This window comes from Streptomyces sp. RK9, assembly GCF_045070545.1.
GTDB classification, from domain to species: domain Bacteria; phylum Actinomycetota; class Actinomycetes; order Streptomycetales; family Streptomycetaceae; genus Streptomyces; species Streptomyces alboflavus.
This window is the reverse complement of the sequence record NZ_CP173704.1, coordinates 2,846,738-2,862,841: the sequence shown is the minus strand read 5'-3', so window position 1 is coordinate 2,862,841 and position 16,104 is coordinate 2,846,738. Positions and strand designations below refer to the sequence as shown.

The following is a 16,104-nucleotide window of genomic DNA, read 5'->3' as shown; positions in this document are numbered from 1 at the left end:
GGTGGCGCGTCTGCGCCGGTCAGCCCGCGAAGCTCCAGGACACCGAGTTGTTCAGGGACATCAGCGTGGCGAGGACGACGAGATCGGCCACGCCGAGCCCGAGTCCGAGCAGCGCGCGGCCGCGCCGTGCGGTGCCGCGCCACAGCGCGAGGGACGCGAGGACGATGGCGACGGGGCCGAGCACGATGTTCAGGACGAGCAGCCCGAGCAGGCCGAGGACGAAGGAGGCCACGGCCATGCCGTCGGTGTCGCGACGGCCGACGGGCCGGTCTCGCTCCCTGCTGTCCGTCGCCTGCGGCCCGCTCTCGGTCGGCGCCTGTGCGGCGAGTTCCATGGTGCGACTCCTCGGGGTGGTCGGAGTTCGTACGGAGTCGGGCGGCCGTACGGCGGTCAGCGGTGGCCCGCGCGGCGCTCGCGCAGCGCGAACACCAGCAGCCAGACGCCGATGACGACGGCCATGACGAGGGAGACGGGCAGCGGGGCGTGCGCCACGGTGCCCATGGCGACGCCGAGGAGCAGGAGTGCGGCGACGAGGAACAGCATGAGAAGGACCCCTTCCTGTACGGACAGCCGTCGAACCTTCGGTGAACGCTTGTGGTTACAACTGTTCACTGACTGGAGAGTCTACTCTTCCCGCGGCTTTCAAAACTCGGAGAACAGTTGTTAACTGCATGGCATGAGTCACACCCTCGACGGCCCGGCCCCGGGCGCCCGCCAGGCGCAGAAGCAGAAGACCCGGCAGGCCCTGCTCGACGCGGCGCTGCACCTCCTCGCGGAGCAGAGCCTGTCCAGCCTCGGCCTGCGCGAGGTGACCCGCGCCGTCGGCGTGGCCCCGACCGCCTTCTACCGGCACTTCCGCGACACGGCCGACCTGGGCGTGGCCCTGGTCGAGGAGGCCCTGGGCAGCCTGCACACCACCCTGGTCGCCACCCTCGCGGCGACCGGTGACGGCGAGGAGCGCATCACGGCCGCCGTGGACTTGATCGTCGCGTACGTCCGGACGCACCCCGCCCACGCCCGCTTCATCGCGCGCGAGCAGCACGGCGGAGTGAAGGCGGTGCGCGAGGCCATCGGCGGCCAACTCGCGCTGTTCGCCGAGGAGGTGGCGGCGCAGTTCGCCAAGGAGCCGGAGGCGGCGGGCTGGAGCGAGGCGGACCTGCTCATGCTCGCCCGGATGTACGTGGACCACATGGTGATGACCGCGTCCGCGCTCCTGGGGACCGACGACGAGGAACCCGTGGCCGACCGTGCCCGCAGACAACTGCGCCTGCTCACTCTGGGGCGGCGGCACTGGCTGGACGCGACGGTGGACGAGAACAACGGGTGACGGCGGACAAGTCTGGCCGGTACTCGACGCAGCCGTAAGGGGCAACTAGCCTTCCCGGTCATGACAACCACGCATGCCGACTGGCCCCTCGACCAGAGCTTCGCCTCCTCCTCGGGCGCCGTCCGCTGGGCCGGCATCGGCCCGGCCGACGCGGACCCCGTGGTCCTGGTCCACGGCACCCCGTTCTCGTCGTACGTCTGGCGGGGCGTCGCCAGGGCGCTCGCGCGCGACCACCGGGTGTACGTCTGGGACCTGCCCGGGTACGGGGCGTCCGAGATGCGGGCCGGGCAGGACGTCTCGCTCGCCGCGCAGGCCCGCGTGTTCACCGAACTGCTCGCCCACTGGGGCCTGGACGGGCAGCGGCCCCCGGCCGTCCTCGCCCACGACTTCGGCGGCTGCGTGGCCCTGCGGGCGCATCTGCTGCACGGCGCGCGCTACGCCCGGCTCGCCGTCGTCGACCCGGTGGCGCTCGCGCCGTGGGGCTCGCCCACGTACCGGCTGCTCGGCGCACACGCGGACGTGTTCGCCCAGCTGCCGCCCGCGCTGCACGAGGCGCTGGTGCGGGAGTACGTCGGCTCGGCGAGCCACCGCGGGCTGCACCCGGCCGTGCTCGACCGGCTCGTCGCGCCCTGGTGCACGGAGGCGGGCAGGCCCGCGTTCTACCGTCAGATCGAGCAGAACGACCAGCGGTTCACGGACGAGATCCAGGGCAGGTACGGCGAGTTGGCGCTGCCCGTCCTGGTCTGCTGGGGCACCGAGGACACCTGGATCCCGGTGGCGCGCGGCCACGAACTCGCCGGTCTGATCCCCGGCGCCGAGCTGCGTCTGATCGAGGGCGCGGGACATCTCGTACAGGAGGACGCGCCGGCGGAACTCACGGGGGAGCTCGCGCGTTTCCTCAATGCGGGCCCTCGTACAGTGCGCTGACAGCCGCGGCGGCCCGCGCCAGCTCTTCGCGGATCTCCGGCGGCGCAAGGACCTCGACGGCGTCGGAGAAGGCGAGCAGGGCGCGCGCCGCGCGCTCCTCCTCGACGACGAGGCGCACGGTCACCCACTCCCCCGTGCCCTCGCCGGCCCTCGGGCCACCCCCTTCGACACCCTCCGCGCGCCCGTCCTCCGCGCCCCTGTCCTCCGCCACCACCTCCGTGACCACGCCCCCGTGCAGCCGCAGAAAGCGCCCGTAGCGGTCGCGGCGCACCCGCGCGGTGACCTCGATGCCGCCGGTGCGCCGCTCCACCCACTGCTTCAACCGCTCCCACACGTCGGCGAGTTCGACACCGGGCCGGCGCCGCACCGCCTCCTCCGTCAGGCTCGCCGAGCGCACCCGGTCCGCGCGGAAGAGCCTCGGCTCGCCGTCCCGGTCGGCCACGAGGTACCAGACGCCCGCCTTGGACACGAGCCCGTAAGGATCCAGGGTGTAGTCCCGCACGCCCTCGGACCGGCTGTGCACATAGCTGACGCGCACCCGCCGGTCGGCGAAGACCGCGTCCTGGAGCGTGCCCAGATGGTCCAGGGGCAGGCCGGAGCCTGGGCCGCGCGTCCAGCGCGAGGCGTCGACGAGGATCCGGCGGCTGGTCAGCTCGGCGGCGGGCCGGTGCGGTGCGGGCAGCGCCGCCATCACCTTGCGCAGCGCCGAGCCGATGGCCGCGTCCAAGCCTAGCGCGGCGTGGGCGCCCTGCGCGGCGAGGACGAAGAGAGCGCGCGACTCGTCGGCGGTCAGGCCCGTGACGTCGGTGCGGTAACCGGGCAGCAGTGTGATGCCGCCGTGCCGCCCGCGCTCCGCGTAGACCGGGACGCCCGCCGCGGACAGCGCGTCGACGTCGCGGTAGATGGTGCGGACGGACACCTCCAGGCGCTCGGCGAGTTCGGGCGCGGGCACCGTGCCACGGGTCTGGAGCAGCAGCAGGATCGAGAGCAGCCGGTCGGACTTCACGCGGTCAAGGATCGCGCACGCCCACGACGCCGGACGGCCGGGCGCCCCGGAGCGGGCGACGCCCGACGGATCCAGAAGCGACGGAAAAGGCCCGTCAGCTGTTCCCAAATTTTGCTTATGATTCGACTGTGTTCGACTCCCGGCACATCAGGTCCTTCCACGAAGTGGTCCGCACCGGTTCGTACTCCGCCGCGGCCCGCTCGCTCGGCTATACGCAGCCGGCGATCACCCAGCAGATGAAGGCGCTCGAACGGTCCGTGGGTACGGTCCTGTTCACGCGCGTCGGCCGCCGGATGCGGCTGACGGAGGCGGGTGAGGCGCTGTCCCGGCACGCCGGGGTGATCCTCGGCAACATCGACGCGGCCCAGCAGCAGATGAACGCGATCACACGGCTGCGCACCGGCCGGGTCAGACTCTGCGCGTTCCCGAGCGCCACGGCCACGCTGATACCGGAGGCGCTGGCCCGCCTGGCCCGCAACCACCGCGGCATCCGCGTCGAACTCCAGGAGTACGAGCCGCCGGAGTCCCTGCAGCGCCTGGTGCACGGCGACGCCGACGTCACCCTCGCCTTCACCTATCCCGGCCTGCTCGAAGAGGTGCCGGACGAGGTCGTGGAAGTACCGCTGATGGAGGACCAGTTGACGGTCCTGATGCCGACCAGGCACCCGATGGCGCGGCGTCGCTCGGTGCGGCTCGCGGACCTGTCGGAGGAGCGCTGGATCGCGGGCTGCCTGCGCTGCCGGGCCAACTTCCTGCACGAGTGCGCCGAGCAGGGCTTCGCCCCGGACATCGCCTTCACCACCGACGACAACCTCGTCATCCAGAGCCTCGTCTCCGAGGGCCTCGGCATCGCGATGATGCCGGGCCTCGTCCTGAACTTCCTGTGCCACCGCTCGGTCACGGGACGCCCCCTCGACCCGGCGTCCCGGCGGCAGGTGTCCGCGTACGTCCTGCGGGAGCACCTGCGCATTCCGGCCACGGCCCTCGTGCTCGACGAGCTGCGGGCGGTCGCGGCGAACCGCGTCGGCTGCTGAGGGCGGCGCGACCGACCGCTCCCCCACGGCACTTGAACGGCCAACCCATAAGCATTTTTTGAGGGAGAGCCAAGAGACTGTCGTTGGACGTGATGGATGGGGCGGCCCGACGCTGCCGGTATGACCACCCCCACCGCGCACACCCGCACCGCGCCCGCCCGCCCCTGTACGACGCCCCGCCTGGACGCGCTCGTCGCCGAGATACGCGAGGCCGTCGGCCGCGGCCTGCCCCCGGACCTGACCGCGTACCTGGTGGGCGAGCGCCTCGCACCGCACCTGGGCACCGCCGACCTGCTCACCGCCGAGCAGTGCGAGGGCGACCAGGACCGCTACCGCCAGCACCTCCTGCATGCCGAGAGCGACGGCAGCTTCTCCGTCGTCGGCCTGGTGTGGCTGCCCGGTCAGCGCACGTCCGTGCACGACCACGTGTCGTGGTGCGTGACCGGCGTGCACGAGGGCGAGGAGCACGAGCGGCGCTACCGGCTTGTGCCCGCCGAGGACGGCGTTCCCGCGCACCTCGTCGCCACGGAGGACGTGGTGAATCCGCAGGGCGCGGTGTGCGGCTTCGCGCCGCCCGGAGACATCCACCGGGTGTGGAACGCGGGCGCCGGACGCGCGATCTCCCTGCACGTCTACGGCGCCGACATCGGGCGGCTCGGCAGCAGCGTGCGACGGGTGTACGACCTCCCGGCCGACCGCTGATGGCCCTGCTCGGACAGCGCCCGCCGCGGACGGCGCCGGCGCCGCGCCCCGCCGCCCCCGGCACGGGCCCCTGGCCGGGCCTCGCGCTCGCGGGGACGGGGGTCGCCGCCGCCTGGCTGACGCACCGGCTCGTGCCGGACGTGCCGATGCTGACGGTCGCCATCGTCCTCGGCCTCGCCGCCGCGCAGGTGCCGGGCTCCCGGGTGTGCGTGCGCGGCTGGGCCAAGCCCGGCCTCACCTTCGCCGCGAAGCGCCTGATGCGGGTCGGTGTGGTGCTGCTCGGCCTGAAGCTCAGCCTGCGCGATGTGCTCGGGGTGGGCTGGGCGACCGTCGCGATGGTGCTCGTGGTGGTCGCGGCGACGTTCTTCGGCACCTGGTGGCTCGGCCGGAAGCTGGGCCTGCCCGGGGACCAGCCGCTCCTCATCGCCACCGGGTACTCGATCTGCGGGGCGTCGGCGATCGGCGCGGTCAGCGACGTCTCCCGCAGCGAGGAGCGCGACACGGCCGCCTCGGTGGCGGTGGTGACGCTCTGCGGGACGCTCGCGATCGCCGTGCTCCCGCTGCTCCAGGGGCCGCTCGGGCTCACGGACGCGGAGTTCGGCCGCTGGGTCGGGGCGAGCGTGCACGACGTGGGCCAGGTCGTCGCCACCGCGCAGACCGCGGGGGGCTCCGCGCTCGGCGAGGGCGTGCTCGTCAAGCTGATGCGGGTGGCGCTGCTCGCGCCGCTGGTCGCGGGCGTGGCGATCGCGGTACGAGCCCGGCGCGCGGCCGCGGCTGACGGAGCCGCGGGCCCCGGTGAGCGGCGCCCGCCGCTGGTGCCGCTGTTCGTCGCGGGCTTCGTGGCGATGGTCGGCCTGCGCAGCACCGGGTGGCTCCCGGACACGGCCCTCGACGTGGCCGGGACGGCCCAGGAACTGCTCCTCGCCGCCGCCCTGTTCGGCCTCGGCAGCGCGGTGGACCTGCGGACGCTGGTACGCACCGGGGGCCGGGTGGGGCTCGTGGGGCTGTGCGCGTGGGTGGTGGTCGGCGGGGTGTCGTACGCGGGGGTGTGTCTGACCGGGTGAGCGGGGTCCGGCCGACGCGGCGGGAAGGGCCCGGCCGGTCCCGTGTGCCGGGGAGGCCGCCCGGCCCGGACGCACCCCGCCCGGGCCGCTGGAGTCGGCCCGGGCGGAGTGCGTGGAGCGGTCAGCGCAGGCGGGCGCGGGCCAGCTGGCGGGACTGGGCCACCAGGCGGTCGGCGGAGTCCCAGACCTCGGCGTCCTCCTCCAGGAAGCCGCCGGCGAGGTTGCGGGTGGTGATGGCGACGCGCAGGGGTCCCGGCGCGGGCCTGGCCCGCACGTGGACGGTGAGCTCGATGGTGGGCACCCAGCCGGAGAGGCCCATCTCGAACGCCGTCGGCGGCAGCGCGTCCACGGCGAGGAGGAGCGACAGCGGGTCCGCGTCGCGCCCGTCGGCGAGCCCGAACCAGGCCCGCATCTCGCCCTTGCCGGACGGCTGGCCGAGCGCCCAGCCGAGGGTGGCCGGGTCCAGCTTCAGCCACAGACGGTCGGCGATCGCGGACGACCCCGGGACCGCGCGCTGCTCGGGCGGGGCGTCGTCGGCGCCGAAGCACTGGTCGACCGGGGGCAGTTCTGGGGGCTTGGCCGTCGTGCGCACGTCGTCGGGCAGGGCGTCCAGGTCCCCGTACGAGGCGAGCACGCGCAGCCGCTCGACCTCGGTGCCGTCGGCCTCGAACTGCACCAGGGAGGCCTGCCCGGTCGACAGGCCGCGGCCGGTGCGGACGGTCTCGGTGCGGATCACCGCGGGGCCCGGGTCGGACGCCGTCAGATAGTGCGCGGAGATCGTGAACGGGTCGGAGTGCGGCAGCGCGTGCGCGAGGGCGCGGCCGACGACGGCGAGGAGATAGCCGCCGTTGACGGCGCTGACGATGGTCCAGCCCGCGGAGAGGTCGATGTCGTAGACGCCGGGCTCCCGCTGGGTGACCGCGGTGTCGCGGTCGAACTCGCTGTCCCCGACCGTGGCGCGCGTCGTGGGCGCCGCTGCTGTGTCAGCCATACCGGCAACGTACAACAGAAAACTACTAAGCGGTAGCTTTATGCTCCGGCTCCTCGGACGCCGAGGAGCGGCGGTTCCAGGCGCGCGGCGCCCGCCAGTGGTAATGCATCGCGAGCAGCCGCAGGACGAACGCCGTGACGATGGCCAGCGCCGTGGTGAAACCGTTCAGCATCTCGAAGCGGATGGACAGGGCGACGATGGTGGCCCCCACGATGGCGGGAACCGCGTACAGGTCACGGTCCCAGCGCACCAGGGACGGCACCTCGTTGGCGATGATGTCCCGCAGCACACCGCCGCCCACCGCCGTGGCCAGGCCCAGGGTCGCCGAAGCGGTCAGGCCGAGCCCGTAGTCGTACGCCTTCGTGGTGCCCGTCACGCAGAACAGGCCGAGGCCCGCCGCGTCGAAGACGTTCACCGCGAACTGGGTGCGCTCGACCTGCGGGTGCAGGAAGAACACCAGGAGCGCGGCGAGCAGCGGGGTGAGGAAGTAGCCGAGATCCGTGAAGGCGGCCGGGGGCACCGCGCCGATCACCAGGTCGCGGAAGAGGCCGCCGCCCAGGGCCGTGACCTCGGCGAGCACGGCGATGCCGAAGACGTCGAAGTTCTTGCGCACGGCGAGGAGGGCGCCGGAGATCGCGAAGACGAAGATGCCGACGATGTCCAGTGCGTGCTGGACCCCCGGGCTGAACAATTCCTGAAGCACGCCGCATTGTCCCTCGCCGGGAGGGGGACCCCGAATCGCCGGCTCCGCCAGGCTCGTCCTCAAACGCCGGACGGGCTTTCACCCGTCCGCCCGCCCCATTTCAGGGGCGAGCGGACGGGAGGGCAGACAAAGCCCGTCCGGCGTTTGAGGACGAGGCCGCAGGCCGATCGGCGTGCACTCAGTCCTTGGTCACGTCGGTCGCCTTGGCCTCAGGCGCCTCCGCGGCCTCCGCGGCAGCGGACTCCTCCGCCGAGGCGGCGGCCTCGTCCTCAACCTGAGCGTCAGCGACATCTGCCGCGGTGGTGACCGACACCACATCAATGGCCTCTCGGGCCACGGAGAGCAGCTTCGTGTCCTCCGGCGCCTGGTCCGGCGCGTTCTCCGGGTGGTGGCACGCCACCTGGTGCGCCGTCTCCAGGGCCACGAACGGCGGCTCCTTGACGGCGCAGATCTCCGTCGCCTTCCAGCACCGCGTGTGGAAGCGGCACCCCTTCGGCGGGTCGATCGGCGAGGGCACGTCGCCGCGCAGCAGGATGCGCTCGCTCTTGACGCCGCGCCGCTTGGGGTCGGGCACCGGCACCGCGGACAGGAGCGCCTTCGTGTACGGGTGCATGGGCTTGGTGTACAAGTCCTTGCGGTCCGCGAGTTCGACGATCTTGCCGAGGTACATGACCGCGATGCGGTCGGACACGTGCCGGATGACCGACAGGTCGTGCGCGATGATCACGTAGGTGAGCCCGAGCTCGTCCTGGAGGTCGTCCAGGAGGTTGACCACCTGGGCCTGGATGGACACGTCCAGGGCCGACACCGGCTCGTCCGCCACGACCAGCTTCGGCTGCAGGGCGAGCGCACGGGCGATGCCGATGCGCTGGCGCTGACCGCCGGAGAACTCGTGCGGGTAGCGGTTGTAGTGCTCGGGGCTGAGGCCGACCCGCTCCAGCATGCCCTGGACGGTCTTCTTGATGCCGCCCTCGGGGTTCACGCCCTGGAGCTTGAAGGGCGCGCCGACGATCGTGCCGATGGTGTGCCGGGGGTTCAGCGACGAGTACGGGTCCTGGAAGATCATCTGGACGTCGCGGCGCAGCGGCCGCATCTTCGCCGTGCCCAGGTGCGTGATGTCCGTGCCCTCGAACTCCACCCGCCCGCCGGTCGGTTCGAGCAGCCGGGTGATGAGCCGGCCCATGGTCGACTTGCCGCAGCCGGACTCGCCGACGACGCCGAGGGTCTCACCGGAGCGCACGTCGAAGCTGATCCCGTCGACGGCCTGGACGGCCGCGACCTGGCGCTGCAGAAGCCCCTTCTTGATGGGGAAGTGCTTCACCAGGCCATCGACCTTGAGGAGCACGTCCCCCTCGGAGGCCGGGGCGGGTTTCGCCTGCGCGGGGATGGTCATGTCCTGGTCCTTCACAGCTTCGGCGCAATCTCTTCGGTCCAGATCTTGGTGCGCTCCTCGCGCGACATGTGGCAGGCCGAGTAGTGCCCGGAGCCGACCAAGCTCAGCTCGGGGCGCTCGCTGCGCGTGATCTGGTCCTTGGGCACGTCCGCGTACGGGCAGCGCGGGTTGAAGGCGCAGCCGCTCGGCAGGTTGATGAGGCTGGGCGGGGAGCCCTTGACCGGGACGAGGCGCTCGGTCTCCTCGCGGTCGATGCGCGGCATCGAGCCGAGCAGACCCCAGGTGTAGGGGTGCTGGGGCTCGTAGAAGACCTGCTGCGCGGAGCCGCGCTCGACGCAGCGGCCGCCGTACATCACGAGCAGCTCGTCGGCCATCTCCGCCACCACGCCGAGGTCATGGGTGATCATGATGACCGCGGAGCCGAACTCCTTCTGCAGGTCCCGGATCAGGTCCAGGATCTGCGCCTGCACCGTCACGTCGAGGGCCGTCGTCGGCTCGTCGGCGATGAGCAGCTCGGGGTTGTTGACGAGCGCCATGGCGATCATCGCGCGCTGACGCATGCCGCCGGAGAACTCGTGCGGGTAGGAGTCCACGCGCTTGTCGGGCTGCGGGATGCCGACCCGGTCGAGCATGTCGATGGCGTGCTTGCGGGCCGCCTTCTTGTCGACGTCGTTGTGGACCCGGTACGCCTCGATGATCTGCTTGCCGATCGAGTAGTACGGGTGCAGCGCCGACAGCGGGTCCTGGAAGATCATCGCCATCTCGCGGCCGCGGAGCTTGCGCACCTCGTCCGCCGGGGAGCTGAGCAGCTCGGTGCCGTTCAGCCAGATCTCACCGGACAGCTGCGCCTTGCGGCGACCGTACTGCCCGGCGGTGTGCAGGCCGAGGATGCCGAGCGAGGTGACGGACTTGCCGGACCCGGACTCGCCGACGATGCCGAGGGTGCGGCCCTTCTCCAGGCTGAAGCTGAGGCCGTCGACGGACTTGACCAGGCCGTCGTCGGTCGGGAAGTGCACCTTGAGGTCGCGCACCTCGAGGAAGGCGGTGGGAGCGGGCGAGCCGGCGACGACCTCGCCGACGGCCGTGCCGGTCTTCGACACGGTGGCTTCCGCGCCGCCCTCGGGCGCCGCTCCGCTCTTGGACAGTTCGGTCATCCCAGCCTCACTCGCGGGTCGATGACGGCGTACAGAAGGTCCACGACGAGGTTGGCGATGGCGATCGCGAGGGCCGCACACAGGGTGACGCCGAGGATCACGGGCAGGTCCTTGCTGCTGATGGCCCTGACCGCTTCCAGGCCGAGGCCCGGGAGGTTGAAGGTGGACTCGGTGAGCACGGCGCCGCCCATGAGCACGCCGAGGTCGAGTCCGAAGACGGTGAGGATCGGTGTCATGGCGGAGCGCAGCGCGTGTCTGCGGATGACGACGGCCTCGCCGAGGCCCTTGGCGCGCGCGGTGCGGATGTAGTCCTCGCCCAGCACCTCCAGCATGGTGGCGCGGGTGAGGCGGGCGTACATCGCGGCGTTCAGGAAGGCGAGCACGACCCAGGGCAGGATCAGCGTCTGGAACCAGACGTCGATGGAGTCGTCCGTACTGAGGCTGTCGGCGATCTTCACCCAGCCCAGGTTGTGGACGAAGACGCCCATCGCGATCATGCCGGTGAAGAAGACGGGGAGCGAGACGCCGCCGAGGGCGGTGGTCATCGCGGCGCGGTCCCAGATGGTGCCGCGCTTGAGCGCGGAGATCACACCGGTGAGGACACCGGCGCCGAGCCACAGCACACAGGCACCGGCGGCGAGCGCGCCGGTGACGGGCAGGGCGTCCTTGAGGGTCTCCCAGACGGGGGCCTCGGTGCGGAAGGAGTAGCCGAAGCAGGGCGCCGGGCAGTGGGTGACGTCACTGCCGTTGGCGTAGTCGCGCCCCATCGGGATGCCCTTGACGAAGTCCCAGAACTGCACGAGCAGCGGGTCGTTGAGGCCGAGTTTGGTCCGGATGCCCTCGAGCTGCTCGGCTCCGGCCTGCTTGCCGGCGAAGAGGACGGCGATGTCCTGTCCCGCCCACTTGGGCAGCATGTAGAAGACGGTGAAGGTCGCGAGCAGTACGACCAGCACCATGATGATGACGGCGATCAGGCGCCGGATGAGATAAGCAAGCACTGTGCGCGGCCCGGCGGTGCCCAGGGCCCCCTCGTGAGGGGCTCCGGTCACCGCCCGGGGCCATCACCTGCCCTTCGGACTGGCGGGATGCGGCGGTGGCGTGGCGGTCGGTCAAGAGCGGTCGCCGCGGCGGGAGTTCTCCCGCCGCGGCGGCACACTCGCGGTGTTACTTCTTGTCGTTGACGCCGAGCGAGACGTAGTCGTACCGACCGTTGAACGCGTCGGACATGTACGCGTTCGTCAGTCGCGGACCGCGCCAGGTGATGTTCTTCTCGTACAGGAAGGGCATCCAGTCGGCCTGGTCGAGGATCCGCTTGTCCAGGGCCTTGTAGGTCTCGCCGGCCTTGACCGGGTCGGTCTCGGCGATCGCCTTGTCGAAGAGCCCGTCGATCTTCTTGTCCTTGATCTGGGACTCGTTGTAGTTACCGGTCTCGGCGAGGAAGCGGCTGTCGAACAGCGGCTGCGCGTAGCCCTGGCCGGAGGGGAAGTCCGGGCCCCAGCCGCTCATCTGCATGCTGTAGCCGCGCTTCTTCACCACGGACGGCGAACCGGTGATGCTGGAGGAGTCCGCGCCGTCCAGGGTCTCGACGGAGAGGTTGATGCCGACCTTCTTCAGCTGGGCCTGCAGCGCCTCGGCGGTGTCCTCCTCACCCGGGTTGTTGTTACGGGCGGTGATCTTGGCGCTGAATCCGTCCGGCTTGTTGCACTTCTTCAGCTCGTCCTTGGCCTTGGCCGCGTCGGGCTTGCCCTTGCGCTCCAGGACGCCGTACGGGTCGTAGTCGCTGTAGCCCGGGATCGCCTTCGGGAAGGTGCTGTTGGCGATGTCACCGGCCGCGAGCTTGCCGCCGCGGGTCTGCTGCAGCGCCGCGAAGTCGGTGCCGTAGAAGACGGCCTTGCGGCAGTGCACGTTGTCGAACGGCTTCGCGGTGTGGATCAGCGCGACGTAGCGCACGAAGGACGTGTGCATGTTGTCGATGCTGCTGCGGTGCTTCTGGATCGCGGTGACGCGGCCGGACTGGGTCATGCCGGTGCCGTTGAGGTCGACGTCGTAGTCGCCGGCCATCAGGCGCTTGTCGTTCTCCTCCAGGTTGGCGGAGATCGTCACGTCGACCTTGTCGGGAAGCGCGGCGCGGATCGGGTCCGAGTCCTTCTTCCACTTGTCGTTGCGGACCAGGATGATCTTCTTGCCCGGCTTGTACTGCGAGAACTTGTACGGGCCGGAGGAGAACGGCCGCTGGGTGTACTTGGCCTTGGTGTCCTTGGCCGCCTTCACCGGCGAGCCGGACGGCATGGCCAGGAACTGCTCGAAGTCACCGTTGGGCTTCGGCAGCTTGAAGACGATGGTCTTGTCGTCGGGCGTCTCGATCGCCTTCAGACCGAGCTTGTCCTTGGACGAGTCCTTGTAGGGGCCCTTGTACTCGCCCTTGGGGTCGAGCGCCTTCATCAGGTACTGCGGGCCACCGGTGATGGTGTCCGTCGCCCAGATGCGCTCGATGCCGTACTTGACGTCCTTGGAGGTCAGCGGCGAGCCGTCCTCCCAGGTGACGCCGTCGCGCAGCGTGTACGTGTAGGTCTTGCCGCCGTCCGAGATCTTGCCGTTGGCCTCGGCGAGGTCCGGGACCAGCTTGGTGCCCGCCTTGCCCGGCTTGGTGTCGTACGACACCAGCTGCCGGGTGTAGAAGCGCATGAAGTCCCAGGACATGCCGTAGTAGGCGCGCTGCGGGTCGGCCGAGTCGAGGTCCTGCTTGCCGACCATGCGCAGGGTGCCGCCGGCCTTCTTGGACGGGTTGGCGACCTTGTTCAGGGCGGCGTTGTACCCGGCGCCCTTGCCTTTGCCTTCGCCGTCGCCGTCGCCGCCACCGCACGCGGTGGTGGTCACCAGCGCCGCGACGACGAGGGCCGCACCAGCGGTGAGCCGTCGCTTCGAGGAAACTGTTGGCATTTTGTCGCAAACCTCCGAGATTCGCGGTCCCTGGCCATGAGCTGCCTGAGAACCATGGAAAGAGCCACCTGACTGCGGCAGGGGCAAGTCAGTTGGGGACTGCTAGCGGGTTCCCTTGGGGTCGAGCGCATCGCGCAGACCGTCCCCGAAGAGGTTGAAGGCGAGCACCGTGATGAAGATCGTCACGCCGGGGAAGACCATGAACATCGGATCGTGCTCGTACGTCTCCAGGGCGTCGCGGAGCATGCCGCCCCAGGAGGCTGTCGGCGGCTTGACGCCGGCGCCGAGGAAGCTGAGGGCGGCCTCGGTCAGGATGTTGGTCGGGATCATCAGCGTCGCGTAGACGGTGATGGGGGCGACCAGGTTGGGCAGCAGCTCCTTGAACAGGATGTGGCGGCGGCCGCCGCCGAGGCTGCGGGCCGCCTCGACGTACTCGCGTTCGCGCAGCGAGAGCGTCTGGCCGCGGACGATGCGGCCGACGTAGGGCCAGCCGAAGAAGCCGATCACCAGGATCAGGATCGCCACGCGCACGCTCGTGCCCTGCAGGCCGAGCAGATCGTCCGGGAGCACGGAGACCAGGGAGATGATGAAGAGCAGCTGCGGGAAGGACAGCAGCACGTCCATCACCCGGCTGATCAGCGCGTCGACCCAGCCGCCGAAGTAGCCGGCGATGATGCCGAAGAGCGTGCCGAGCACCACCGCGACCACGGCGGCGAGGAAGGCCACGAGCAGCGAGATCCGCGCGCCGTAGACGATCCGGCTGAACACGTCGCGGCCCTTGTTGGGCTCGACGCCGAACAGGAAGTCGCTGCTCACGCCGCCCAGTGAGCCCGTGGGCAGGTTGGTCAGCGGGTCCAGCTTGTCCTGGTGGAAGTCGTTCGGCGGGTGGCCGAGGAGGCTGACGATCAGGGGCGCGAAGACCGCGACCAGGACCAGTACGAGCACGGTGATTCCGCCGGCCAGGGCGACCTTGTCCCGCTTGAGTCGGTTCCAGGCGATCTGCTTGAGCGACCGTCCCTCGACCTTCTTCACCCCCGCACCAGCTGCGGGAGCGACGTCCTCGGTGGGTTTCGCGTCCGCAGGTGTGTCATGCAATGGCGCCGTCATCGTGGCAGGGACCCCTCTCAACCGGCGGTGACCGGCCCGCACTTGCCGCTGTAGCGACGTGATCGTCCGTCGTACACAGGGGCGAAGGCCCCTTGGAGCGGGAGTCTTCAACGGGGTCGTGATCTGTTACCAGACTTGTCGGGGAATGGATGCGCAACCGTGATGCTGATCGAGGTGTTCCGTTATCCGGACGAGACTGAACGCCGGGCGAACGCAGGGCACTTCGGGGTCAAGGCGCCACAGGAGTCCATACCGTCGCTCGGGCACCTTTAGGGGACATCACGCACGTCGGTGCTGATCAGCAAGCTACCGACCGGCGAAATCCGGACGCTGTCCGGATCAGTGCGGAGGGGTTTGTGCCGTTTTGTTCAGTACGGGGCGGGATAGCCGTATCCGCCCGCGGCGGGGGCCGGGGCCGCCTGTGCGTCGCGGTCGTAGAACGGGCGGGCGTTGGCGCGCAGCCACATCGCCACCGGGTCGTGCGGGTCGGCCATCGCCACCGTGGAGACCGGCAGGCCCTCGGGGACGGCGCCGATGGACTGCTGCATCATCGCGCGGACCGTGTCCACCGCGCCCGGCGAGGTGTCGTACACATCGAGGCCGATGGCCAGGTACGGGGCGCCGAGCGCGGGCTGCACCCAGGCGCGGCGCAGCGAGCGGACCGTCGGGGTGCGGTGGGCGTTCTGGCTCAACAGGGCGTAGAACTGCGGGAGTTCGATGGCCGGTTCGGTCAGGCGCAGGGGCCCTGCGGGCTGCAGGTCGAGGCCGCCTGCGATGCGGCGCAGGTCCAGCCAGGGGATGCCGACGCCGCCGCCCGGGGCGTGCGGGTTCAGCCACAGGCCGTAGTGGTCGGGGTACAGGGCGCGGGCCGCGTCCAGGCCGGTGAGCACCTCGTAGCCGCGGTTCCAGCCGCTGGCGGAGAGCTCCTGGGCGGAGGTCACGCAGGGGGCGTAGCCGAGCCCTTCGACCTCCATGTTGCCGTACTGCGCGTCGGGGGAACCCGACTGGCCGTGCCAGAGCAGCATCCACACCTGGTCGTCGGCGAGGGCTCCGAGCAGCGCCTCGTACGCGTCGTAGCGGCCCGGCGCCACCTGGCGCAGCATGTGCTCGACGTTTCCCCAAGCTCGCGGGCGCGCTCCAACAGGGGAGGCCCCGTCGCCCGCGGCCGTGCCCGACGCACTCACCCGTAACCGCCCCTTCACGACTTGCCCGACGTGCTCGACCCGTCCGCACGGCTGTGCTCGGGTCGAGTCAATGGAACCAGCTTACTTCTGGCGTGGGCGCCTTGATCGGGGCTCGGGTCGGGCGTTCGTTCCGTTTCGCCTCGGCTCGGCGTCGGATGCTGTACCGCCGCTGCGCGGCGGCTTCCCCACCCGCCCACCCGTTTCTGTGGGACCCGGGGCGGGGGAGGGGCATTGTTGTGGGGCTCGGGGTGGGGGCGGGGCGTTGCTGTGGGACCCGGGGCCGGGGCGGGGCGTTGCTGTGGGACCCGGGGCCGGGGCGGGGCGTTGCTGTGGGACCCGGGGCGGGACGGGCTGGGTGTGCTTCGGGCAGGCAGTGCGGACCGGCTCGGGCGCGGTCATGGTGGGGGCGGGTGGGTGGGAGAGAGCCTGTCCGGCGATTGAGGACGAGGCGCGGAGCGCCGATGCGGGGGCGACCCCGGCGGGGCCGAGGGTGCCGGGCTGTTGGGCAGGCCCGGGGAGGGCCGTCCGCCTCAGCCCGAGCCCCGGCCCCGTGCCGTCCGTCTTCCCCGAGG

16 protein-coding genes are annotated in these 16,104 nt (G+C 71.1%); 5 read left to right on the top strand and 11 right to left on the bottom strand.

The window, feature by feature from the left end; all coding sequences use genetic code 11:
- Positions 1-19 precede the first annotated feature (19 nt).
- On the bottom strand, positions 20-238 hold the full coding sequence (locus AB6L24_RS32985; RefSeq protein WP_405663501.1) for a DUF4190 domain-containing protein: 219 nt from the start codon (positions 236-238) through the stop codon (positions 20-22).
- Between the two features lie 152 nt (positions 239-390).
- Positions 391-543, bottom strand: coding sequence for a hypothetical protein (locus AB6L24_RS32980; protein ID WP_405661469.1), 153 nt, complete (start codon positions 541-543; stop codon positions 391-393).
- Positions 544-676: 133 nt separating this feature from the next.
- Between AB6L24_RS32980 and AB6L24_RS32975 the strand changes: the two genes are divergently transcribed.
- The gene (locus AB6L24_RS32975) at positions 677-1,327 is read left to right on the top strand and encodes a TetR family transcriptional regulator (protein WP_405661467.1); all 651 of its coding nucleotides are present in this window, start codon (positions 677-679) and stop codon (positions 1,325-1,327) included.
- A 60-nt stretch (positions 1,328-1,387) separates the two neighbouring features.
- Positions 1,388-2,254 carry an alpha/beta fold hydrolase gene (locus AB6L24_RS32970; protein ID WP_405661464.1) on the top strand — a complete coding sequence of 289 codons (867 nt, stop codon included), beginning with the start codon at positions 1,388-1,390 and terminating at the stop codon, positions 2,252-2,254.
- Here the strand turns inward: AB6L24_RS32970 and AB6L24_RS32965 are convergent.
- Positions 2,226-3,260 carry a helix-turn-helix transcriptional regulator gene (locus AB6L24_RS32965; protein WP_405661462.1) on the bottom strand — a complete coding sequence of 345 codons (1,035 nt, stop codon included), beginning with the start codon at positions 3,258-3,260 and terminating at the stop codon, positions 2,226-2,228. The two genes, AB6L24_RS32970 and AB6L24_RS32965, sit on opposite strands and share 29 nt — an antisense overlap.
- A gap of 128 nt (positions 3,261-3,388) precedes the next feature.
- Between AB6L24_RS32965 and AB6L24_RS32960 the strand changes: the two genes are divergently transcribed.
- The 3 genes from AB6L24_RS32960 to AB6L24_RS32950 all read left to right on the top strand — a co-directional run bounded on the left by AB6L24_RS32960 (position 3,389) and on the right by AB6L24_RS32950 (position 6,060).
- Entirely contained in the window at positions 3,389-4,294 is a 906-nt protein-coding gene (locus AB6L24_RS32960; protein ID WP_405661461.1) for a LysR substrate-binding domain-containing protein, read from the top strand.
- A 120-nt stretch (positions 4,295-4,414) separates the two neighbouring features.
- On the top strand, positions 4,415-4,996 hold the full coding sequence (locus AB6L24_RS32955; protein WP_405661458.1) for a cysteine dioxygenase: 582 nt from the start codon (positions 4,415-4,417) through the stop codon (positions 4,994-4,996).
- Positions 4,996-6,060 (top strand): YeiH family protein, encoded by a 1,065-nt coding sequence (locus AB6L24_RS32950; RefSeq protein WP_405661455.1) that lies wholly within the window; start codon positions 4,996-4,998, stop codon positions 6,058-6,060. Before AB6L24_RS32955 ends, AB6L24_RS32950 begins: the two co-directional genes overlap by 1 nt.
- A gap of 121 nt (positions 6,061-6,181) precedes the next feature.
- Here the strand turns inward: AB6L24_RS32950 and AB6L24_RS32945 are convergent, their stop codons facing one another.
- From AB6L24_RS32945 to AB6L24_RS32910, 8 genes are all read right to left on the bottom strand, one after another.
- A complete protein-coding gene (locus AB6L24_RS32945; RefSeq protein ID WP_405661453.1) occupies positions 6,182-7,051 on the bottom strand; it encodes a thioesterase family protein in 870 nt (289 codons plus the stop codon).
- Positions 7,052-7,076: 25 nt separating this feature from the next.
- Positions 7,077-7,754 carry a trimeric intracellular cation channel family protein gene (locus tag AB6L24_RS32940; protein WP_405661450.1) on the bottom strand — a complete coding sequence of 226 codons (678 nt, stop codon included), beginning with the start codon at positions 7,752-7,754 and terminating at the stop codon, positions 7,077-7,079.
- Positions 7,755-7,932: 178 nt separating this feature from the next.
- Positions 7,933-9,147, bottom strand: a complete 1,215-nt coding sequence (locus AB6L24_RS32935; protein ID WP_405661449.1) for an ABC transporter ATP-binding protein — start codon at positions 9,145-9,147, stop codon at positions 7,933-7,935.
- A gap of 11 nt (positions 9,148-9,158) precedes the next feature.
- Complete coding sequence (locus AB6L24_RS32930; RefSeq protein ID WP_405661447.1) at positions 9,159-10,301, bottom strand: ABC transporter ATP-binding protein; 1,143 nt, start codon at positions 10,299-10,301, stop codon at positions 9,159-9,161.
- Positions 10,298-11,299, bottom strand: coding sequence for an ABC transporter permease (locus AB6L24_RS32925; protein WP_405663499.1), 1,002 nt, complete (start codon positions 11,297-11,299; stop codon positions 10,298-10,300). The genes AB6L24_RS32930 and AB6L24_RS32925 overlap by 4 nt, the downstream gene beginning before the upstream one ends.
- Before the next feature lie 166 nt (positions 11,300-11,465).
- Positions 11,466-13,241, bottom strand: a complete 1,776-nt coding sequence (locus tag AB6L24_RS32920) for an ABC transporter substrate-binding protein (RefSeq protein ID WP_405661444.1) — start codon at positions 13,239-13,241, stop codon at positions 11,466-11,468.
- Between the two features lie 102 nt (positions 13,242-13,343).
- A complete protein-coding gene (locus AB6L24_RS32915) occupies positions 13,344-14,348 on the bottom strand; it encodes an ABC transporter permease (RefSeq protein WP_380847438.1) in 1,005 nt (334 codons plus the stop codon).
- A 368-nt stretch (positions 14,349-14,716) separates the two neighbouring features.
- A complete protein-coding gene (locus AB6L24_RS32910) occupies positions 14,717-15,532 on the bottom strand; it encodes an enhanced serine sensitivity protein SseB C-terminal domain-containing protein (protein WP_405661441.1) in 816 nt (271 codons plus the stop codon).
- Positions 15,533-16,104 lie beyond the last annotated feature (572 nt).